The organism is Kribbella sp. NPDC051936 (assembly GCF_040680955.1).
In the GTDB taxonomy this organism is placed as follows: Bacteria; Actinomycetota; Actinomycetes; order Propionibacteriales; family Kribbellaceae; genus Kribbella.
The window spans coordinates 805,718-826,126 of the sequence record NZ_JBFAXS010000001.1; the positions used below are offsets into that span (position 1 = coordinate 805,718).

The window sequence follows — 20,409 nt, forward strand, 5'->3', positions numbered from 1 at the left end:
AGCCACCTTGGGGGTTCGTCACCCGTATTCAGAGTGCACAACCCCCAAGTTGATGGGCCAACCAGCCAGATTGGGGTTTTCCACAGGTACGACGGAAGGCTGCTCGGCCGGGGCTGGTTTCGGGAATGCTGGAGCCGTGAATCCTCTGCTGACACTCGTCGCGGACGGCCAGGGCGGCGTGTTCAGCCGGCGTCAGGCGTTGGCGGCCGGCTACACGCACGAGCAGATCCAGGAACGTCTCGGCGACGGACGCTGGGTGCGACTGCGCCACGGGCAGTACTCCGAGCGCGTGGACTCCGGACACCTGCCGCCTTGGGAGCGGGAACTACAGCTCCACCGGCGTCTCGTGCACGCAGCCGTGAACTCGATGCAACCAGGAACTGCTGTGGTGAGCCATCACTCTGCGCTGATCATGCACGGCGTACCGGTGTGGGATGCGGACCTCTCTGAAGTTCAGCTGACCAGGTCCAGCGGCTGGCGGAAGGGGGCGGTGGCGGGTGTCAGGCATCACCGAGGACAGCTGAGCGCATCAGACGTCGGCGAGGTGGACGGACTGAAGGGCACCACGGTCGCCCGTGCGTTGGTCGAGACCGCCGGCACAGGTGCGTTCGAGGCGGCCGTGGTGAGCGCGGATGCCGCGCTACGCGGTGGGCGGTTGTCTGACGATGAGGTACGGCGCGTGCTGGAGCTGACCGAGTACTGGCCGGGAGGCCCCACCATCCGGGCCGCGCTCGCATTCGCGAATCCGCTGGCCGAGTCCGTCGGCGAGTCACGGCTCCGGGTCCTGATGCACCAGCAGGGTCTGCCGGCCCCGGGGCTACAGGTGACGTACAGAGACGCCGACGGGTTCGTGGCCCGCGTCGACTTCGACTTTCCCGACCAGAACACCGTCGTCGAGTTCGACGGCCTGCTGAAGTACGCCGACGGCGCGCGCGAGGCGCTGATTCAGGAGAAGTTCCGTGAGGACCGCCTGCGCGCGATGGGGCTCGAGGTCGTTCGCACAACCTGGGACGACCTCGCCCACCCACGCCGCACAGCATGGGAGATCCGGCGCGCCTTCGACCGCGCGCGCCGTACCCGTCTTGCTGGCTGACCAGTCAAGTTGGGGGTTCTGCACTCTGAATCACGGTGTAGAACCCGGAACTTGACTGGTCAGCCAGGCAAATTGGGCGGGGAAGACGTCTAGCGGGCGCGGCGCTGGAGGCGGTCTACGTCGAGGAGGACGACGGAGCGGGGCTCGAGGCGGACCCAGCCGCGGGAGGCGAAGTCGGCGAGGGCCTTGTTGACGGTCTCGCGGGAGGCGCCGACCAGCTGGGCGAGCTCCTCCTGGGTGAGGTCGTGGTGGACGTGGACGCCGTCGTCGGCGGTGCGGCCGAAGCGGCTGGCCAGGTCCAGGAGGGCCTTCGCGACCCGGCCCGGTACGTCGGAGAAGACCAGGTCGGCGACCACGTCGGAGACCTTGCGGAGCCGGGAGGCCAGCTGCAGAAGCAGGCCGCGGGCGACCGCCGGGCGGCCGTCGAGCCAGCGGAGCAGCTCGTCGTGGGTCAGCGACATCAGCGAGGCGTCGGTGACGGCGGTGACGGTCGCGGACCGCGGTCCGGGGTCGAACAGCGACAGCTCACCGAACATCTGTCCCGGCCCGAGCACGGCGATCAGGTTCTCCCGGCCGTCGGCGGAGGTGCGGCCCAGCTTGACCTTGCCCTCGACGACGATGAACAGCCGGTCACCGGAATCACCCTCGTGGAACAGCACCTGGCCGCGGCGCAGCCGGCTCTCGGTCATCGAGGCTGCCAGCGCGTCGGCCGCCTCGTCGTCGAGCTGACTGAACAGCGGTGCCTGTCGGAGCACTGCGGCATCCACTTCTGGGCCTCCTAGGACCTTCGACCACGACTCCGGACATGGGATCCGCCACGTCCGTCGACCGATATGTGTACACCCGGTCGCCACAAAACCGTAGCCCCTCGGGTGTCGGCACCGCCACGTAGGCCCGTCCGGACTCGCCGGAGCACTCTCCGGGACGCCTCCCGGATCCGCCCGGCGCCTGTCGGTGGCCGGACGTAGGCTGGCCTCCATGCCGACCCAGCGTGTCGAGGCTCCCGCCTCCGCCGAATCAGCCGTCCTGGTCCCGCTGAAGCTCCCCCGCAAGGCCCCGGTGTTCGTCGACGAGACCCACACCCAGCTGGTCCGGCGGGCGCGGAAGATGCACAAGGTGCTGACCGAGACCTACCCGGACGCGCACTGCGAGCTGGACTTCACCAACCCGCTCGAGTTGCTGGTGGCCACCATCCTGTCCGCCCAGACCACCGACGTCACGGTGAACAAGGTGACCCCGGCCCTGTTCGCCAAGTACCCGACCGCCCAGGCGTACGCCGAGGCGGATCGGGACGAGATGGAGGCGATCCTCAAGCCGACCGGCTTCTTCCGGGCGAAGACCAACAGTGTGATCAAGCTCGGCCAGGCCCTCGTCGACGACTACGACGGCGTCGTGCCGAACAAGCTGGACGAGCTGGTGAAGCTCCCCGGCACCGGCCGGAAGACCGCCAACGTGGTCCTCGGCAACGCGTTCGGTATTCCCGGGATCACCGTCGACACCCATTTCGGCCGGCTGGTCCGCCGGTTCGGCTGGACCGCGGAGGAGGATCCGGTCAAGGTCGAGCACATCATCGGCGAGCTGTTCCCGAAGAAGGACTGGACGATGCTGTCGCACCGGCTGATCTTCCACGGCCGCCGCCGCTGCCACGCCAAGAAGCCGGCCTGCGGAGCCTGCCCGATCGCCCAGTGGTGCCCGTCGTACGGCGCCGGCCCCATCGACCCAGAGACCGCCGCGAAGCTGGTGAAGACCCCGGCATGAGAACCGGTACGCCGCTCCGCAGGCCGCACCTCGTCGGGGCGGTCGCGTTGGTGCTGTCGGTGACACTGGCGGCGTGTGGATCGGAGCGAGCCGATGACAGCGGTACGCCGTCGTCCGGGCGGACCGCGGTGGCGGGTGCGGACAAGCTCGAGGCGTGCCCGGCCGCGCCCTCGAAGCCGCCGGTCAGCAACGGACTGCCGGACGTCAGCCTGCCGTGCCTCGGTTCCGGCCCCGATGTCCGGCTCGCCGACCTGCGGGGGCCGCTGGTGATCAACGTGTGGGCGCAGTGGTGCGGACCGTGCCGCGACGAGGCGCCGTACCTGGCCGCGCTCGCGAAGTCGGGCAAGGTGGCGATGCTCGGGATCGACTACGACGACCCGCGGCCGGAGCTCGCGGTCACCTTCGCGAGCGAGGAAGGTCTGGCGTACCCGCACGTCGTCGACCGGGACAAGGCGATCCAGCGCGCGCTGAAGGTCGGCGGCCCGCCGTTGACGGTCTTCGTCGACGACGACGGCGCGGTGGCATACGTGCACCGCGGCGTACTGACGTCCCAGCAGCAGCTCGACCAGCTGGTCAAGGACAAGCTGGGAGTAACCCCATGATCTTCGCCGACGTCGGGATCCCGGACTGGCTGCGACCGTTGGCCAAGGCGTCCGAGGATGTGGACCCGAACGTGCTGTCCCGGTTCCTGCCGCCGGACGACCCGTCGGTGCGCAAGTCCGCCGTCCTGATCCTGCTTGCCGAGGGCAACGATGGCCCGGAGGTGCTGCTCACCGAGCGGGCCTGGACGCTGCGCAAGCACGCCGGGCAGATGGCGTTCCCGGGCGGCGGCGCCGACCCGGAGGACGGCACCGGCGACAGCGGTCTGGTCCGGACGGCGCTGCGGGAGGCCGAGGAGGAGACCGGCCTGGACCCGGACGGTGTGGTGCCGTTCGGGATCTGGCCGGCGCTGTGGGTGCCGGTGAGCAACTTCGGCGTGTCGCCGGTGCTGGCCTGGTGGCGGGAGCCGTCGCCGGTCGCGGTCGTCGACCCGGCCGAGGTCGCCTCCGTGCACGAGGTGCCGATCAGCGCGCTCGCCGACCCGGCGAACCGGATCAGCTGCCTGCACCCGAGCGGCTTCACCGGCCCGGCGTTCACGATCGGCAACCTCTACATCTGGGGCTTCACGGCCGGCCTGCTCGACAAAATGCTCCAGCTCGGCGGTTGGTACCGCGACTGGGACCCCTCGCACGTCGTACCGTTGCCCGACCGGCTGGTCGAGGCGGCCTGGCGGAGCGAGGGGCGACGGCCGGCGGACGTTCGCCGGATGACAGCGATCGAGCACGACCTCGGCCGTACGCAGGGTCCCGAGCCGGAAGGTGTGGAGTGAGCAAGCTCGACTGGGCGTTGCTGATCGTCACCGCGCTGGTGGCGATCTCGGGATACATCGAGGGTTTCGTGCTGGGAGCCTGCGCCACCGTCGGCCTGCTGGCCGGCGCCGCGCTCGGGGTCTGGGGCGTGCCGAAGGTCCTGGACAACTTCTCACCGAGCGTGTCGGTGTCGTTCGCGGCGCTGGTGCTCGTCGTCCTGCTCGCCTCGATCGGGCGAACACTCGGGGCCCTGATCGGGTCGCGGGTCAGAAACAAGCTGTCCTGGAAGCCGATCCGGTTCCTGGACGCGCTCGGCGGCGCCGCGCTGGCGGCCGCGTCGGTGCTGATCGTCGCCTGGGTGCTCGGCGTCGCGGTGAGCGGCGCGCGGATCCCGAGCGTGACGTCGGCGGTCCGCGGTTCGCAGGTGCTGGCCAAGACCGACGAAGTGCTGCCGGACAGCGCCGACCGCGCGCTGCAGTCGTTCAACGACGTGGTGAACACGGACCTGTTCCCGCGGTTCCTCGACCCGTTCGTCCCGGAGCGGATCCGGGAGACCCAGCCGCCGGACAGCGGGATCGCCCGGCAGCAGTCCGTCCGGGACGCGTACAGCCGGATCGCCAAGGTCACCGGCGTCGCCAGCTGCTCGCGCGGACTCGAGGGCAGCGGCTTCGTGTACGCGCCGAAGCGGGTGATGACGAACGCGCACGTCGTCGCCGGCGTCAGCTCGCCGCAGGTCGAGGTGGGCGGCAAGAAGTACGACGCCAAGGTCGTGGTGTTCGACCCGGAGACCGACATCGCGGTGCTGTACGTGAAGGACCTGAGCGAGTCGGTGAAGCCGCTGGCGTTCGACCTCACCGGCAAGGCCGACGACCCGGCGGTCGTGCTCGGCTACCCGGAGAACGGTCCGTTCGACTCCGAGCCGGCCCGGATCCGCTCCGAGGAACGGCTCCGCGGCCCGGACATCTACGGTGACAAGACGGTCACCCGCGAGGCGTTCTCGATCTGGGCCTCGGTCCGCCCGGGCAACTCCGGCGGCCCGTTGCTGTCCGCGAAGGGCGTCGTGTACGGCGTGGTGTTCGCGGCCTCGGTCGAGGACAACCGCACCGGCTACGTCCTCACCGCGCAACAGGTCGCGGCCGACGCTCGCGCCGGCAGCAGCGCCACCCAAGAGGTGTCCACCCAGTCCTGCACGTGATGCAGCAATTTCCGCCGTCCGCCGCATTGAAAGGGTGTGACGGTGAGTTCGCTGGACGAGGTGGTGCGGTCGACCGAGCATCGGTTGCTGCGCCTCGGGCTGATGTTGTCCGGGAGCAGGCACAACGCTGAGGACCTGGTCCAGAGCGTGCTGGCCCGGGCGCACCGGCAGTGGGAGCGGATCGGCGGACTCGAGTATCCCGAGGCATACCTGCGGACCATGGTGGTCAACGAGTACCTCGGGTGGCGGCGGCTGCTGAAGAACCGCGAGGTCCCGCTGGCCGAGCCGATCGAGCGTCCGACGGACGACGACCTCGGGGCCCGCCAGGCGCAACGCGACGCCACTTGGCGGTTGCTCACCCGGTTGCCGCGCAAGCAGCGCGCGGTGCTGGTCCTGCGGTACTACGAGGACCTTGCGGACTCCGACATCGCCGAGGTCCTCGGCGTGAGCCCAGCCACCGTCCGCTCGAACGCCGCCCGCGCCCTGGCGACCCTGCGCGACCACATGTCTGCCGAGGAGGCGAACTGACATGCCCAAGCTGACCGACGACGAACTCGGCGACCTCCTCCGCGAGACCTTCGCCGACCATGAGCACCTGGCCGACCACCTGCCCGAGGCGACCAAGCGCCGCCGCATCGCACCGGTGCTGCTCGCCGCGGCCGCCGTACTGGCTGTCCTCGCCGGGGCCCTGTACGGCGTCGGCCGGGTCGGAGCCGCCGACCCGGCGCCGCCGGCAGCGACTCCGACGCCCACGCGGACCGCGTCGGACGACGCGCTGATCTGGACGGCCTCGATCGAGACCTTGCTCCGGTCCGTGAAACCCGGCTCCGGCGCCTGGCGGTCGGTGATCGTGCTGGAGCAATCCGACGATGGGACGAACCACCCCCCCAAGGGACCGCCGATCTCCGCGGACCAGCAGGAGATGATGACCTACCTGGTGCGCAGGATCGCGCCGCTCCAGTTCCGCGGGCACCTCTTGCCGGCGCCGCCGACGTGCCAGGACAACCGGGTCGGAGTGGTGATGATCGCCGACGTGGTCGACAAGGGCGACCACGTCGAGGCCCGGGCGAGTCTCTTCCACGACTGCAACCACGCGTCGAACGCGACGTACCGCGTCGAGCACCGGGGCCCGAGCTGGGTGGTCACTGGGACTGTGTCGACGAGCTCGGCGAACTGGTAGCGCGCAGCCAGTCGAGCAACACGCGATTGAAGGTCTCCGGCGTCTCTTCGTGCGGGAAGTGGCCGGCGGTGGTGATGAGTTCGTGGCGGAGCGGTGCGCTGACCAGGTCCGGGGGTGTGGTCGCGGTGGGGGACACCGCGGCGTCCTGAGCGCCCTGGAGTTGCAGCACCGGTACGGCGACCGGTGTGCGCATCTTCGTGGAGTACTTCCGCCCGTCCGGCCGCAAGCGGGACCGTGCGAACCAGCGGTGGTACTCGAGCGCGCAATGCGGTGCCGGCCAGACCTGGAGCGCGGCCCGGTAGCGGCGCGACGCCTCCGTGTCGGGGAACGTCCCGCCCGGCGCGGCCCAGGCGCGGAGCAGTCGCTCGATGTGGATCCCGTCGTGGGCGAGCAGCCGGCGCTCGGGCAGGATCGGCAGCTGGAACCACGCGCTCCGCGTCAACGCCTTCGTCTGCCCGGACCGGGTCAGCAGCAACGGGTGCGGCGCCGACACGGCTGCCAGTCCACGGACCTGCCGCGGCGTCAGGACGGCGGCCGACCAGCCGATGAACCCGCCCCACCCGTGCCCGACCAGCACGGCATCCGTCGCGCCGAGCGAGCGGATCACCCCGGACACGTCCGCCGCAGCGGTGTACGGGTCGTAGCCGCGGGGTGTCTTGTCGCTGGCGCCGTACCCGCGCAGGTCCATCGCCACCGCGCGGTACCCGGCGGCCGCGACGACCGGCAGTTGATGCCGCCAGGCCCACCAGAACTCGGGGAAGCCGTGCAGGAACACGACGAGCGGATCGTCCGCCGCGCCGCACTCCGCGACGTGGAACCGGGCCCCGTTGGCCGCGACCAGCGAGTGCGACCAGGGGCCGTCGACCAGGAGGTCGACGACGCCTGCCGGGCTCAGCGCCGTACGCCTGGCTCGGGCAGGGCCGGGTGCTCCTCGTTGCCCTTGCCGATCGCCTTCAGGACCTCGACCGACTCCTTCGCGCTGTCGATCGTGCGCTGCGGAGCCTTCGCGTTCTTCAGCGCGCGCATCCCGATCAGCACCAGGGTCGCGCCGACCAGCAGGTAAACGCCGGCGACGACCAGGAACGCGACGGCCGGGTGCAGGCCGACCGCGGTCAGCGCATACGCCGCGGCGATGCTCAGCAGGATGACCGCGAGCAGCGCGAGGAACGCGGCCGCCGCGAACATGCCGGCTCCGGTCCCGGCCGCTGCCGCGGTCTTCTTCAGCTCGGTCTTCGCCAGCTCCACCTCGCTGCGGACCAGGCTGGACAGATCTCTGCTGACGTTCGCGACCAGCTGACCGACCGTGGGCTCGTCCCCGTTCTGCCCCATCGACATCGCAACTCCTTCCCACACGTCCGTGGCCCCGACACTACCGGCAGTGCCGCGGTCAATCGGCGTACGCGCGGTTTCGGCGAGCCAGCAACAGCGACGCGATCAGTGCGGCGGCCACCGAGGCGATCAGGACGGCGGCCTTCGCGCGCTCGACCTGGGCAGCGTCCGACCCGAACGCGAGCTGCGCGATCAGCAGCGCGACCGTGAAGCCGATCCCGGCCAGCACCGACACCGCGCCGACGTCGCGCCAGGCCAGATCGGAGTTCAGCTCGGCGCGGGTGAAGCGCGCGGTCAGCCACGAGCCGCCGAACACCCCGATCGACTTCCCGACCAGCAGCCCGGCGGCCACGCCGATCGCGACCGGGTCGGTCAGCAGTTGCCGTACGGCGCCGCCGCTCAACGTCACCCCGGCGGCGAACAGCGCGAACAGCGGTACGGCGACGCCCGCGGACCAGGGCCGCAGCCGGTGCTCGATCCGCTCGGCCGGCGCATGCTCCTCACCGGGATCGGCGACCACACGGGTGACCAGGCCGAGCGCGACGCCGGCGATCGTGGCGTGGATGCCCGACTCGTGCATGAACCACCAGGCCGCGAGCGCGATCGGCACGTACAGGAACGGCGTACGGACGCGGCGGCGCTGGAGCAGGTACCAGACGGCGATCAGGACGATCGCGGCGAGCAGCGGGATCAGGTGGAATCCGTGCGAGAAGAACACGGCGATCACCAGGATCGCGCCGAAGTCGTCGACCACCGCCAGCGTCAGCAGGAACGCCCGCAGCGCGCTCGGCAGCGACGACCCGACGATCGCCAGGACGGCGAGCGCGAAAGCGATATCTGTCGCTGTCGGGACTGCCCAGCCCTGCGGTCTGCCGTCGTCCGCGACCAGGTTGACGGCCAGGTAGATGATTGCCGGAAGCACCATTCCGGCGATCGCCGCGACCACCGGCACGACCGCCTCGTTGAGCTTCGACAGCGTGCCGACGACCAGCTCGCGCTTGAGCTCGACGCCGGCCAGGTAGAAGAACAGCGTCAGCGCTCCGTCGGACGCCCAGGCCTCGACGGTCAGCGGGCCGAGCTTCGTGTCGCTGAGGTGGTGGTACGCGTCCTGCCAGGGAGAGTTCGCCCAGGCCAGCGCGACCACCGTGGCCGCGAGCAACAGCAGGCCGCCGGTCGTCTCGGCGCGCAACGTCTCGGCGAGGAACGCCCGCTCGCGCCCGAGGATGCGGGGGAAGGCGCGCTTCTTCTGCCGGATCCGAGGGTGCTGGCTCATGTCGGCCCTTCGTTTTCGGGGTCGGTCGGACGGACGCCGACCAGGCTTCCCGGCACACCCTGCCGAGGATTTTACCCGGTGATCCGCGCGGCCAGCGCCTCGAAATCCGGAACGACGTGATCCGGCGTGCTGAACACCGTCGGGTACGGCGTTTTCCGCCGGTCGACGTAGAAGCCCTGGAGGCCGGCGCGCTGCGCGCCGTCGATGTCCCACGGGTGGACCGCGGCGAGGCCCACGCGGTCGACGGGTACGCCGCAGACCTCGGCGGCGTGCCGGTAGGCGTCCGGGTGCGGTTTCCAGCGCTGCGGCGCCGAGACGTCGAGCCGGTGCTCGAGGAACGGCAGGATTCCGCCGTTTCTGAACACGTTTTCCGACATCGCGGCCGCGCCGTTGGTCAGCGTGACGATCCGGACGCCGGCGTCGTGGATCCGCCGCAGCCCCGGTGCGACGTCCGCATGCAGCGGCAGCCGGGTGAACCCGGAAAGCACGTTCTGGATCGTTTCCGCATCCGGTTCGATCCCGGCGGCGACGAGTTGGTCCGTCAGCAGGTCGGCGGCCACGTCGCGGAAAGCGGCGTACGCGTCGACCGCGGTCAGCGCGAACCCGTCCCGCAGGATCGCCGCGAACCATGCGTCGAGGCCGTGCCGCGGCAGCCCGGCCGCCGCGAACCCGTCGCGCAGCGGCTCCATGTCGGTCAGGGTCTCGTTGACGTCGAGCACCAGCACGTCGATCATCACGACTCCTCGCTATCTTGGATCGGTCGTTCCAAGATATGATGCCGGGTATGCCGGATGTCAAACATTTCGACGAGGCGGAAGCGCTGGCTGTGGTCGAGCAGCTGTTCTGGCGCCGCGGGAGCGCGGCGACCGGGATCCAGGACGTGGTCGCCGCGACCGGGCTGAGCCGGTCGAGTCTGTACAACACGTTCGGCGGCAAGGACGACCTGTACGCGGCGGCTGCGCGCCGGTACCTGGAGCACCGGTCCCGCCCGATGTTCGACCGGCTGGCCGCCGACGGTCGTGGCCTCCATGCCGTGCGGGCGTTCTTCGACCAACTGCTGCGGTTGCGGTGCGCGGGCGAGTACGCCGGCTGGGGCTGCATGATGGCGAACGCGAACGCCGAGAACCCGCCCGACGCCGTACGGGCGGTCCTGTCCGAGCACCACGCCGTCCTGCGCGACGCGCTGGCCGCCGCGCTGAAGGTTGCTCAGAGCAACGGGGAGTTGCGCTCCGGGGTCGACGTCGCGGGCGCGGCCGAGATGCTGACGCTGCTCGCGTACGCGGTGAACCTGCGCTCGCGGTCCGGTGCGACGCGGGCGCAACTGCGGTCCGCGGTCACCGCGGCACTGGACGCGCTCGCCGCCTGATCAGGCGGTCCAGACGCGCGGGTCCGGCCCCTTCGGGACGATGCCAGTCGGGTTGATGCTGTCGTGGGTGACGTAGTAGTGCCGCTTGATCTGGTCGAAGTCGACGGTCTCACCGAAGCCCGGCAGCCCGTACAGGCGGCGTGCATACGCCCACAGGTTCGGGAACTCGGTGAGCTTCTGGCGGTTGCACTTGAAATGCCCGTGGTACACCGCGTCGAAGCGGACCAGCGTCGTGAACAGCCGCACGTCCACCTCGCGGAGCGTGTCGCCGAGCAGGTACTCGCGGTCCTCCAGGCGGTCCTCGAGGACGTCGAGCCTCGCGAACAGCGCGTCGTACGCCGCCTCGTACGCCTCCTGGCTGGTCGCGAAACCGCAGCGGTACACGCCGTTGTTGACGTCCCGGTAGATCTCGTCGATCAGCTGGTCCATCTCCGCCCGGTCGTCGGGGATCAGCCGCGGAGCGCCGGCCCGGTGGAAGTCGGTCCACTCCGTGGAGAGGTCGAGCGTGATCTGCGGGTAGTCGTTGGTGACGACCACGCCCGTCGTCGTGTCGACGATCGCGGGCACGGTCACGCGGCCGTCGTACGACGGATCCGTGCGCAGGTACGCCTCGGACAGGTACTCGATACCCAGCACCGGATCGCGACCGTCCGCGTCGAGCGTGAACCGCCAGCCGCGGTCGTCGCGGATCGGGTCCACGACCGCGAGGCTGATCGCGTCCTCGAGGCCGAGCAGCCGGCGCACGATGATCGAACGATGCGCCCACGGGCAGGCCAGGCTGACGACCAGCCGGTACCGCCCCGGCTCGACCGGCCAGCGGCCCTGGCCGTCCGGTCCTTCGCCGGGCGCCGCGGTGGAGTCCCGGGTGATGCGGCCGGTGAATCTGTTGCCCTGCCGTTTCCATTCGCCGGTCGACGACGTCTCCTGTACGAACTGTCCCGGGGTCATAGCGCTAAAACTACCCCCGCTGTGAATTGCCTGGGGCGGTGAGCCGTCACTGGCCGTGAGGCGGCACCGGACGTTACAGTCGGGCTGACTAGGTCGTCCGCGACAACGCGGTCACGGGCGGCCTGCGCGGTCGACCCCACCGCGGCCCGTGTCCCCGGCAACCGGTTTGCCGGGCAGATTCCCAGGGATACTGACCTCATGGCCCGCCCACGGAACAACCCCGGCGACCTCGCCGAGCTCCCCACCGAGCTGCGGCCCGATCGCCCGAAGGGTGACCAGATCCGCGAGATTCTGGAGAACCTCACCCGCTCGCTGGCCGTCGGCACCGTGCTGCCGTCCGAACGTGTTCTCGCCGAACGCTTCGGCGTCGCCCGGATGACCGTCCGGCAGGAGGTCGACCGCGTCGTGGCCGAGGGCCTGGCCAATCGCCGCCCCGGCGGTGGCACCTTCGTCGCCGAGCCGCGCCCGTCCCGGATGCTCGCGTCGTCGTTCAGCCAGGACATGGTCAACCGCGGCATCAAGCCCGGCGCCAAGGTTCTCGAACACCGCGTCGGCGCCGCCGACGAGCACCTCGCCCGCGAGCTCGAGGAACCGATCGGCACGCCGGTCCTGCACCTGGTCCGGCTGCGCACCGCCGACGGCGACCCGATGGCGATCGAGCGCACCGCCCTGTCCCTGCACCGCTACCCCGGCCTCGACGAGATCGACTTCGCCGAGAAGTCCCTCTACACCGAGCTCTCCACCCGGTACGGCGTGACGCTCGGCATGGTCTCCGCCTCCATCGTCGCCGCCCCACCCGAACCGGGCGACGCCGAACTCCTCGAGATCGACAGCACCACCCCGTGCCTGATCATCACCTCGGCCCCCCGCACCGCGAACGACCAGGTCATCGAATTCGGCATCTCGACGTACCGCTCAGACCGCTACGACATCACCGTCGCCTACCGCGCCACCTGACCCCGGCTCAGCGCCGGACTTCTAGTTGCTGTACCTCGGACAAGCAACGGGGACCTTGAACAAGCAATGCCTTGTCTCCAGACCCCATCTGGTGTCCAACGTTCCTCGGCTCTGCCACCATCCGGTCCAGCGTGAGTAGTCGCGCGGGGGTCGACCGCACGCCCGCTCTTGGGCTAGACGTTCAGGCTGCGGAGGATGTTGGGGGGTTGGCCGCGGTCTGTCAGGCGGGTTACTACTTCTACTGTCAGGGCCTGGAGGAGTAGGGCGCCTACCAGGGTTGAGGTGGCGCCGGTGGGTTCTGGGGTGCCGGGGACCTCGATGAGGGCGTCGCCTGGTTCGCCGCAGTTGTCGAGGACGACGTCGGCGGTTTCGAAGAGGCGTTGGCCGCCGGGGGCTCGGGATGTCACCGCATTGGAGTGGGCCAGGGAGGTCAGTGCGATCACCTGGACGCCGCGCGCACGGGCACCCAGGGCGAACTCGACGGGTACGGCGTTCCGGCCGGAGTTGGACGCGATCAGGACGACGTCGCCGGCGGCCAGCGGGTTGATCTCGAGCAGGACGTCGGCCAGGCCGGGGAGCCGTTCGAGAAGTGAACTCTTCTGCAGGCCCTCGTGCAGCATCAGCCCCGGTTCGAGGATCGCGCGTACGTCGGCCAGCCCGCCGGCGCGCCCGTACAGCTCCTCGGCCAGGGCGTGGCTGTGCCCGGTCCCGAACACCCAGAACGTCTTCCCGCCGGCAAGCGCGTCGGCGACCAGCCCGGCCGCCACCCGGATCGCCCCCAGTTGTGTGTCGGCGGCCCGCTGCGCGATCGCCAACGCCTTGCCCAAGTACTCCTCGGCCCCAGCCATGCCCCGAACCTATCGTCCGCACGCCGGCCCGCGCCAGACACCCGTCTAGACCACTACCTTGGCGCGGGTGGTGCGGTTGGCTGGTGGTTGCCGGACCTGGGGCACTCACCAACCCTGGTTGTTGGGTGGTCCATGCGCGGAGTTGAGCGTGCGGGGACGTGTGGTGTTCCGGTTGGTGTGTGACCCAGGTCCGCCTCGCCGGGGCTAAGCGACAACTCCGATCGCCTCGCGGTGGTGTGCCGGGTGGTCCGCCTCGTCGACGAGGGCGATGGCCAGGTCGGCGTACGAGATCAGGTCCTGGGCATTCGCCGGGGCCACGCGGTAGCCGCCCTTCCGGGAGGGGTTCGCGTGGTCGAAGTCGCCGGTCGGTGCCACTGACACCCAGTCGAGTGACGAGGCAACGAAGATGTCCAGCGCCGCCTGATGGGCGAGGAAGAACGAGCGGTACTCGGTCGGGTACCCGCCGGTGTCCATCAGCAACGTCCCGTCGACGGTCGGCAGGATCGACGCCAGCCCGACCCATACAAGCCGGGACACGCCGGCCTTCTCCAGCCCTTCCACAAGCGCCCGAGCCGCCGCCGGGAAGAAGTCGCCCGGATCACTCCCGCCGTCATACACACCGGCGATCACCGCGTCGTATCCGGCGGCCAGGCCGGCGATCCGTCCCGCGTCCGTCACGTCCCCCGCAACCAGCCCACCCTCCGCCGTACGAGCGACCCCGAGCACGTCGTGCCCGCGTTCCCGCGCCTCCGCGACCGCCGCCGCGCCCGCCCGTCCACGGGCTCCGATCACCAGAATCTTGCTCACCGCAACCTCCTCCTCCGAAACAGGTACGGCGACCGTAGAAGGAGGTGTGGTTACCGATTGGATACCTTGGGAGGCATGGAGGCGCTGCGAGCGGACATGTTCGAGGAGATCTGCCCGTCGACGGTGCTGCCGTTCCGGATCGGCAGTGACAAATGGGCGGGCCTGGTGCTGCGCTGCCTGGAGGACGGCCCCCGCCGGTACTCCGAGCTGCGGGTCCCGCTCGCCCGGATCAGCCCGAAGATGCTCACCCAGTCGCTCCGCAACCTCGAGCGCGACGGGTTCGTCAGCAGGGCGCAGCACGAAAGACGGGTCACCTACGAGCTCACTGCTCTGGGTCGCAGCCTGCTCGGTCCGCTGCGCGCGTTCTGCGACTGGGCCGAGGACCACTGGGACGAGCTTCTGGACGCCCGCGAATCGTAGGTCGCGCCAACGCTGGCGACGAACCGGTCAGCGCTTAGACTGCGCGGGTGGATGAGCAGACTCCGACCGCCCTGACCCAACTGCCGAGCTGGTTGCTGACCCAGAGTGCGGCCCAGGCGCACCGGGTCGTCACCGAGTCGTTCGCGGCCGGCGGCGCCCGGGCGTACCACTTCCGCCTGCTCGCGACGCTGGTCGAGTTCGGGCCGGCCAGTCAGGCCGAGCTCGGCCGGCGCAGCTCGATCGACCGCAGCGATGTGGTTGCCGCGCTCAACGAACTGGAGGCGGACGGGTACGTCGAGCGCAGCCCGGACCCGGAGGACGGCCGCCGCAACGTCATCACGATCACAACGGCCGGCAAGCGCCAGTACCGCCGGCTGACGAACCTGGTCGGCAAGGCGCAGGAGGAGATCTTCGCGCCGCTGTCGGCCACGGACCGTACCCGGCTGACCACGATCCTCGGCAAGCTCCTGGCCTACCACCAGGCCTAGTACGTCGGCAGCTGCGCGCGGGCGGCCTTCTGGGTCCGGCGGACGCGCAGCTCGCGGGCGTGCACCCGGCGGCGCGCGGCCCAGGAGATCTTCCGGCGTTCCGCGGTGGCGAGAGTCGGCGACTGGGCGTTCGGCTGCATCGGGTTCACATCACGTCCGATGCACGGCCGGGCGGTTCGGTTCCGCCGTACGCCGGAATTCCCGGGCCGCCCGTCCTCCGGCGCGGCCTGTTCGGCGCAGATTCGGACCGGCTCGGCGATACGCCGGTTCCCGTGGCGGGGTCGGCGTTGGTAGAAAGGTAACCGGGCGCTCCAGCGCGCCGAAGCCAGCGAGGAGGAGTCGTCGACGTGACGAATGCAGAGCCACCCCAGTCCGAGGCACTGTCGAACCTGATGCACGAGGAGCGCCGGTTCGACCCGCCCGCCGAGCTGGCCGCCAACGCGAACCTGAAGGCCGACGCCTACGACCGGGCCGCGGCCGACTTCGAGGGGTTCTGGGCCGAGCAGGCCAAGCGGCTGACCTGGGCGACCGAGCCGACCGAGACGCTGGACTGGAGCAACCCGCCCTTCGCCAAGTGGTACGCCGACGGCAAGCTGAACGCGGCGTACAACTGCGTCGACCGGCACGTCGAGAACGGTCTCGGCGACAAGATCGCCTACTACTTCGAGGGCGAGCCCGGTGACACCCGGGAGATCACCTACGCGCAGCTCAAGGACGAGGTCAGCAAGGCCGCGAACGCCCTGCTCGAGCTGAACGTCAAGCCCGGCGACATCGTCGCGATCTACATGCCGATGATTCCCGAGACCGTGGTGGCAATGCTCGCCTGCGCCCGGATCGGCGCGCCGCACACGGTGATCTTCGGCGGCTTCTCCTCGGACGCCCTGAAGGGCCGGATCCAGGACTGCGACGCCCGCGTCGTCATCACCTCCGACGGCGGTTACCGCCGCGGCGCCCCCGCGGCGTTGAAGCCGGCCGTCGACGCCGCGCTGACCGACTGCCCGGACGTGCGGAACGTGGTCGTGGTGAAGCGCACCGGCCAGGAGACCGCCATGGTCGAGGGCCGCGACCTCTGGTGGGAGGACTTCGTCGGCAAGCAGTCGACCGACCACACCCCGGAGGCGTTCGACGCCGAGCACCCGCTGTACGTGATGTACACGTCCGGCAGCACGGGCAAGCCGAAGGGCATCCTGCACACCACGGGCGGCTACCTGGTGGGTACGTCGTACTCGCAGTGGGGTGTGTTCGACCTGAAGCCGGACACCGACGTCTACTGGACCGCGGCCGACATCGGCTGGGTCACCGGCCACAGCTACATCGTGTACGGCGCCCTGGCGAACGCGACCACCTCGGTGCTGTACGAAGGCACGCCGGACACGCCCCACCAGGGCCGCTGGTGGGAGATCGTCCAGAAGTACAAGGTCTCGATCCTGTACTGCGCGCCGACCGCGATCCGGACGTTCATGAAGTGGGGCGCCGAGATCCCGGCGAAGTTCGACCTGTCCTCGCTGCGCGTGATCGGGTCGGTCGGCGAGCCGATCAACCCGGAGGCGTACGTCTGGTACCGCGAGCACATCGGCGGGAGCAAGGCGCCGGTCGTCGACACCTGGTGGCAGACCGAGACCGGGATGCACATGATCTCGCCGCTGCCGGGCGTGACCGCCGGTAAGCCGGGCGCCGCGATGAAGGCGATCCCGGGCGTGAACGTCGACGTCGTCGACGACGCGGGCAAGCCGGTGCCGAACGGGTCGGGCGGCTACCTGGTCATCACCAAGCCGTGGCCGGCCATGCTCCGGACGCTGTGGGGCGACGACCAGCGGTTCGTCGACACGTACTGGTCGCGCTGGCCGGGGGTGTACTTCGCCGGTGACGGCGCGAAGAAGGACGAGGACGGCGACCTCTGGCTGCTCGGCCGGGTCGACGACGTGATGAACGTCTCCGGCCACCGGCTCTCGACGACCGAGATCGAGTCCGCGCTGGTCTCGCACCCGAAGGTCGCCGAGGCCGCCGTGGTCGGCGCGTCCGACCCGACGACCGGTCAGGCGATCGCCGCGTTCGTCATCCTGCGCTCGGAGGCCGGCGACGGCGGTCCGGACGTGGTGCAGGAGCTCCGCAACCACGTCGCCAAGGAGATCGGCCCGATCGCGAAGCCGCGGCAGATCATGGTCGTCTCGGAGCTGCCGAAGACGCGCTCCGGCAAGATCATGCGCCGGCTGCTCCGCGACGTGGCCGAGAACCGCGAGGTCGGCGACGTCACGACGCTCGCCGACTCCACGGTGATGGATCTGATCAAGACCAACCTGGAGGCCGGGAAGTCCGACGAGGACTGACAAACTCGCAGACAACAGGCCCCCGGGTGCATCCCGGGGGCCTGTGGTTTTCAGAGGAACGACGGCAGCTGCTCGAGGGCGGTCACCTCGGGCGGTGGGAACGCGGCGGATGGGCCGTTCGGGCCTTCCTCGGGACGGCGCAGGTAGCGGTCGACGAAGCGCTGCGTCGTGATCAGGACGTCGGCGCACTGGGCGGCGGTGAGCTTGCCGTCCCGCACAGCCTCACCCAGTTCGTCGAGATCGAGGATCTGATAGCGATCCACCGCGGGCGGGATCAGGAAGTCGACGTACAGGTCGTGCACGATCAAGTCGGCGTCGGTGCGCTCGATCTCCACCAGGTCGACGTACCACCAGCCCTCGACCGGTCCCTCGAAGGCGGCGGGCTTGGTCAGCTGCACCCCTTCACCGAGCAGCAGATAACTCCGATCGACGGTCGGCCGGCCCGGCACCTGGTACTGCGGGAGGATCCGCACGTCGTACGCGACGACCTCTCCGATCTGTCGGGCCGGACACCATTGCCCGGACCGGTGCAGGACCCTCATGCCGGCCGGGCGCGGAAAATGATGATTCCGACGTGCTCCGAGAGCCATTCCTGCTTGTGCGGAAAACGCTCTTTGTTCTCGTCGGACAGTTGCGGTTCGAGGATGTGCTCGACTCGGAAACCGCTGTCGGTCAGCGCATTGTGGATGCTGGAGAACGTGTCCGTCGTGTGCGTGATGGTGATGTCCGGATTCCACCGCGACGGGTACGAGTAGGGGCCGACCGTGTGATACGCGTCTCCCAGCGCGATCCCCTCCTGCGCGGAGCGCTCCACCGCCCAGCGGATCGGGTGCGCCATCGAGACCACCAGCACGCCGTCGTCGGCGATCAGGGACCGCACGGCGCGAAGGGTTCTGCCGCGGTCCTGGGCGTAGGCGAGCGACTGCAGGAACAGGACGACGTCGAACCGGTGGCCGTCCAGCGCGGAGATCTCGTCGAGCGTCGACAGGTCGCCGGGGACCAGAGTCACGTCGGCGCCGTCGGGCGGGGTCAGGAACTGGCCGCCGACGTCCACGCCGACCGCCGAGGCGGCGCCGTGCTCGCGGACGAGTTCGATCGTCTTCTCGCCGTTGCCGCAACCGATGTCCAGCACGGTGCGGCCCTCGACGGGGCCGATCAGACAGCGTTGCGCGTCCCATTCCATCAATTGGTCGAGCGAGTCGTCGCGGGCCCGGGATCGTTCGTAGTCGGTGGTCAACGTTTGCCAGGGGTCCATGCCGCGAGGCTATAGAGGTCTGGCCCCTGGCGAGGACTATTTTCGGGGCATGACGGCCGTGCTTGCGATCATCCACGCCGGGCTGGCTGCGGCCTGGGTCGGTGGGATGGCGTACTCGTTGTTCGTGGTGCAGCCGAAGCTGAAGAAGTACTTCGGACCCGACCAGGACGGTCGCGAGACACTGACCGCGGTGATTGCCTCGGGCAACAGGTGGAAGGTGATCGGTCTGAGCGCCGTCATCGCGCTCACCGGTGGCGGCCTGCTCCTGATCGACCAGGACCACTGGCAGCTCCACGCCGTCAAGGGACTGCTGCTGCTGATCGCGACCGGGATCTTCTGGTACGTCTCCTGGCGGCACTGGCCGCAGCGCATCTTCGCGACCACGGCCGAGCTGCCGAAGCTGCAGTCACGGTTGGTGACATTGGCGACCGCGATGCTCGGACTGGCCGGTACAGCATTCACTCTGGGGGTGCTCGCCGTACACCTGTGAAAAGCGGCGCACCGTAGCGTGCGCATTCCGTCGCGGATCGTGGGTAGTTTGACCTGGTGACCCGCCCTGTTCATCCTCCGACAGACCCCGCCGAGCAGCCTGCGACGTACGGCGAGGTCTTCGGTGTGGCCGAGTTCCGCTGGCTGTGGCTGGCGCAGCTGGGCTCGGTGATCGGGGACCAGCTGGCCCGGGTCGCCCTCGCCGTGCTCGTCTTCGACCGGACCGGCTCGGCCGGGCTGTCGGCGGTCACCTACGCGCTGACCTTCCTGCCCGACATCGTCGGCGGCCCGCTCCTGTCCGGTCTGGCCGACCGGTATCCGCGCCGCCGGGTGATGATCTGCTGCGACATCCTGCGGGCGTTGCTGCTCGCTGCGATGGCGATCCCCGGCACCTCGTTGTGGATCCTCTGCGTCCTGCTGGTCGCGGTGCAACTGCTCGCCTCACCCTTCCAGTCCGCGCGGGCGGCCCTGCTGCCGTCGATCCTGACCGGCGACAAGTTCGTCCTGGCCAGTTCGGTGACCAACATCACCGCGCAGGCGGCCCAGCTGGCCGGGTTCGTGACTGGTGGCACGCTGGTGGCGGCCTTCGGCGTCGAGAAGGCGCTGCTGGCCGACGCGGCCACGTTCGCGTTGTCCGTGCTGCTGCTGAAACTCGGCGTCCGGGAGCGCCCGCTGCCGCAGACGGCCGACGCGCGTCCGGGCTGGTGGGAGTCGTTGTCGGCGGGCGCGGGGCTCGTCTGGAGCGACCGGCGGCTGCGCTACCTCGTCGCGCTGGCCTGTGTCGCGGGTTTCTACGTGAGCGTCGAGGGACTCGCCGCGCCGTACGCCGCGGCGGTCGGCGGCGGACCGATCGCCGTCGGGATCCTGCTGGCCGCGAATCCGGCCGGCCAGATGGTCGGCATGCTGCTGCTGACGCGTGCCGCGCCGGCGCGGCGGCTCACGCTGATGGGGCCGCTGGCGATCGGGTCCTGTGCACCGCTGATCGGCTGCGTCGTCCAGCCCGGGCTGTGGGCGACCGTCGGGTTGTGGATGCTCTCCGGACTGTGCGCGTCGTACCAGCTCGCCGCCAGCGCGGCCTTCGTGCTGAACGTCCCCGACGCACAGCGCGGCCAGGCGTTCGGCCTGGCGCGCACTGCGCTGATCGTCTCCCAGGGAGTCGGAGTGCTCACTGCCGGGGCGGCGGCAGATCGGTGGTCGCCGGGTTTGGTGGTGGCGACCGCCGGTGTTGTCGGTGTGCTCGTCGCAGCGGGCGCGGCGTACGGATACGCCGGCGCTACGCGACAACCGGCATGAGTGGTCACCAGTCGTTGTTCTGCATGGCGGCGGC

The 20,409-nt window shown here is 70.0% G+C and carries 25 protein-coding genes; 14 read left to right on the plus strand and 11 right to left on the minus strand.

Translation table 11 applies throughout. The features are described from left to right. Positions 1 to 136: 136 nt before the first annotated feature. On the plus strand, positions 137 to 1,093 hold the full coding sequence (locus tag AB0L64_RS04190; RefSeq protein WP_363707515.1) for a type IV toxin-antitoxin system AbiEi family antitoxin domain-containing protein: 957 nt from the start codon (positions 137 to 139) through the stop codon (positions 1,091 to 1,093). A gap of 89 nt (positions 1,094 to 1,182) precedes the next feature. Here the strand turns inward: AB0L64_RS04190 and AB0L64_RS04195 are convergent, their stop codons facing one another. Then, positions 1,183 to 1,860 carry a Crp/Fnr family transcriptional regulator gene (locus AB0L64_RS04195; RefSeq protein ID WP_167203704.1) on the minus strand — a complete coding sequence of 226 codons (678 nt, stop codon included), beginning with the start codon at positions 1,858 to 1,860 and terminating at the stop codon, positions 1,183 to 1,185. Between the two features lie 211 nt (positions 1,861 to 2,071). Between AB0L64_RS04195 and nth the strand changes: the two genes are divergently transcribed. The 6 genes from nth to AB0L64_RS04225 are packed head-to-tail and all read left to right on the plus strand — an operon-like array spanning position 2,072 to position 6,575. Further along, positions 2,072 to 2,851, plus strand: coding sequence for an endonuclease III (gene nth / locus AB0L64_RS04200; RefSeq protein WP_363707518.1), 780 nt, complete (start codon positions 2,072 to 2,074; stop codon positions 2,849 to 2,851). After that, positions 2,848 to 3,453 (plus strand): TlpA disulfide reductase family protein, encoded by a 606-nt coding sequence (locus AB0L64_RS04205; protein WP_363707520.1) that lies wholly within the window; start codon positions 2,848 to 2,850, stop codon positions 3,451 to 3,453. Before nth ends, AB0L64_RS04205 begins: the two co-directional genes overlap by 4 nt. Next, entirely contained in the window at positions 3,450 to 4,220 is a 771-nt protein-coding gene (locus AB0L64_RS04210) for a CoA pyrophosphatase (protein WP_363707522.1), read from the plus strand. Before AB0L64_RS04205 ends, AB0L64_RS04210 begins: the two co-directional genes overlap by 4 nt. Next, on the plus strand, positions 4,217 to 5,395 hold the full coding sequence (locus AB0L64_RS04215) for a MarP family serine protease (RefSeq protein ID WP_363707524.1): 1,179 nt from the start codon (positions 4,217 to 4,219) through the stop codon (positions 5,393 to 5,395). Before AB0L64_RS04210 ends, AB0L64_RS04215 begins: the two co-directional genes overlap by 4 nt. A gap of 42 nt (positions 5,396 to 5,437) precedes the next feature. Beyond that, on the plus strand, positions 5,438 to 5,923 hold the full coding sequence (locus AB0L64_RS04220; protein WP_363707526.1) for a SigE family RNA polymerase sigma factor: 486 nt from the start codon (positions 5,438 to 5,440) through the stop codon (positions 5,921 to 5,923). A 1-nt stretch (position 5,924) separates the two neighbouring features. Continuing rightward, entirely contained in the window at positions 5,925 to 6,575 is a 651-nt protein-coding gene (locus AB0L64_RS04225) for a hypothetical protein (RefSeq protein WP_363707528.1), read from the plus strand. Here the strand turns inward: AB0L64_RS04225 and AB0L64_RS04230 are convergent. The 4 genes from AB0L64_RS04230 to AB0L64_RS04245 form a co-directional block, all read right to left on the minus strand. Further along, positions 6,538 to 7,350, minus strand: a complete 813-nt coding sequence (locus AB0L64_RS04230) for an alpha/beta hydrolase (RefSeq protein WP_363707530.1) — start codon at positions 7,348 to 7,350, stop codon at positions 6,538 to 6,540. The two genes, AB0L64_RS04225 and AB0L64_RS04230, sit on opposite strands and share 38 nt — an antisense overlap. 116 nt (positions 7,351 to 7,466) lie before the next feature. Then, on the minus strand, positions 7,467 to 7,910 hold the full coding sequence (locus AB0L64_RS04235; protein WP_363707532.1) for a phage holin family protein: 444 nt from the start codon (positions 7,908 to 7,910) through the stop codon (positions 7,467 to 7,469). 52 nt (positions 7,911 to 7,962) lie between these two features. Further along, positions 7,963 to 9,177, minus strand: coding sequence for a Na+/H+ antiporter NhaA (gene nhaA / locus AB0L64_RS04240; RefSeq protein WP_363707534.1), 1,215 nt, complete (start codon positions 9,175 to 9,177; stop codon positions 7,963 to 7,965). Between the two features lie 71 nt (positions 9,178 to 9,248). Continuing rightward, entirely contained in the window at positions 9,249 to 9,911 is a 663-nt protein-coding gene (locus tag AB0L64_RS04245) for a haloacid dehalogenase type II (protein WP_363707536.1), read from the minus strand. Positions 9,912 to 9,961: 50 nt separating this feature from the next. On the opposite strand from AB0L64_RS04245, the gene AB0L64_RS04250 reads away from it, so the two are divergent. After that, positions 9,962 to 10,543, plus strand: a complete 582-nt coding sequence (locus AB0L64_RS04250) for a TetR/AcrR family transcriptional regulator (RefSeq protein ID WP_363707538.1) — start codon at positions 9,962 to 9,964, stop codon at positions 10,541 to 10,543. On the opposite strand, the gene AB0L64_RS04255 is transcribed toward AB0L64_RS04250, so the two are convergent. Then, complete coding sequence (locus tag AB0L64_RS04255; protein WP_363707540.1) at positions 10,544 to 11,491, minus strand: glutathione S-transferase C-terminal domain-containing protein; 948 nt, start codon at positions 11,489 to 11,491, stop codon at positions 10,544 to 10,546. It abuts the gene before it with no gap. Between the two features lie 198 nt (positions 11,492 to 11,689). On the opposite strand from AB0L64_RS04255, the gene AB0L64_RS04260 reads away from it, so the two are divergent. Further along, entirely contained in the window at positions 11,690 to 12,448 is a 759-nt protein-coding gene (locus AB0L64_RS04260; protein ID WP_363707542.1) for a GntR family transcriptional regulator, read from the plus strand. A gap of 173 nt (positions 12,449 to 12,621) precedes the next feature. Here the strand turns inward: AB0L64_RS04260 and AB0L64_RS04265 are convergent, their stop codons facing one another. Then, entirely contained in the window at positions 12,622 to 13,296 is a 675-nt protein-coding gene (locus AB0L64_RS04265; protein WP_363707544.1) for an SIS domain-containing protein, read from the minus strand. 204 nt (positions 13,297 to 13,500) lie between these two features. Further along, complete coding sequence (locus AB0L64_RS04270) at positions 13,501 to 14,103, minus strand: NAD(P)H-binding protein (RefSeq protein ID WP_363707546.1); 603 nt, start codon at positions 14,101 to 14,103, stop codon at positions 13,501 to 13,503. 75 nt (positions 14,104 to 14,178) lie between these two features. Here AB0L64_RS04270 and AB0L64_RS04275 point away from each other — a divergent pair, with 75 nt between their 5' ends. Both AB0L64_RS04275 and AB0L64_RS04280 read left to right on the plus strand, forming a co-directional pair. Continuing rightward, on the plus strand, positions 14,179 to 14,523 hold the full coding sequence (locus AB0L64_RS04275; RefSeq protein WP_363707548.1) for a helix-turn-helix domain-containing protein: 345 nt from the start codon (positions 14,179 to 14,181) through the stop codon (positions 14,521 to 14,523). A gap of 47 nt (positions 14,524 to 14,570) precedes the next feature. Continuing rightward, complete coding sequence (locus tag AB0L64_RS04280; protein WP_359941224.1) at positions 14,571 to 15,011, plus strand: MarR family transcriptional regulator; 441 nt, start codon at positions 14,571 to 14,573, stop codon at positions 15,009 to 15,011. On the opposite strand, the gene AB0L64_RS04285 is transcribed toward AB0L64_RS04280, so the two are convergent. After that, a complete protein-coding gene (locus AB0L64_RS04285) occupies positions 15,008 to 15,151 on the minus strand; it encodes a hypothetical protein (protein ID WP_363707551.1) in 144 nt (47 codons plus the stop codon). The genes AB0L64_RS04280 and AB0L64_RS04285 overlap by 4 nt on opposite strands. A gap of 252 nt (positions 15,152 to 15,403) precedes the next feature. Here AB0L64_RS04285 and acs point away from each other — a divergent pair, with 252 nt between their 5' ends. Next, complete coding sequence (gene acs / locus AB0L64_RS04290; RefSeq protein ID WP_363708088.1) at positions 15,404 to 17,338, plus strand: acetate--CoA ligase; 1,935 nt, start codon at positions 15,404 to 15,406, stop codon at positions 17,336 to 17,338. A gap of 50 nt (positions 17,339 to 17,388) precedes the next feature. On the opposite strand, the gene AB0L64_RS04295 is transcribed toward acs, so the two are convergent. Together AB0L64_RS04295 and AB0L64_RS04300 are read right to left on the minus strand one after the other, a co-directional pair. Next, a complete protein-coding gene (locus AB0L64_RS04295) occupies positions 17,389 to 17,880 on the minus strand; it encodes a DUF402 domain-containing protein (RefSeq protein ID WP_363707553.1) in 492 nt (163 codons plus the stop codon). Beyond that, positions 17,877 to 18,593, minus strand: a complete 717-nt coding sequence (locus AB0L64_RS04300) for a class I SAM-dependent methyltransferase (protein WP_363707555.1) — start codon at positions 18,591 to 18,593, stop codon at positions 17,877 to 17,879. Before AB0L64_RS04300 ends, AB0L64_RS04295 begins: the two co-directional genes overlap by 4 nt. 49 nt (positions 18,594 to 18,642) lie before the next feature. Between AB0L64_RS04300 and AB0L64_RS04305 the strand changes: the two genes are divergently transcribed. Continuing rightward, on the plus strand, positions 18,643 to 19,083 hold the full coding sequence (locus tag AB0L64_RS04305) for a hypothetical protein (protein ID WP_363707557.1): 441 nt from the start codon (positions 18,643 to 18,645) through the stop codon (positions 19,081 to 19,083). A 56-nt stretch (positions 19,084 to 19,139) separates the two neighbouring features. After that, positions 19,140 to 20,375, plus strand: coding sequence for an MFS transporter (locus AB0L64_RS04310; RefSeq protein ID WP_363707559.1), 1,236 nt, complete (start codon positions 19,140 to 19,142; stop codon positions 20,373 to 20,375). The last annotated feature ends 34 nt before the right edge of the window (positions 20,376 to 20,409 follow it).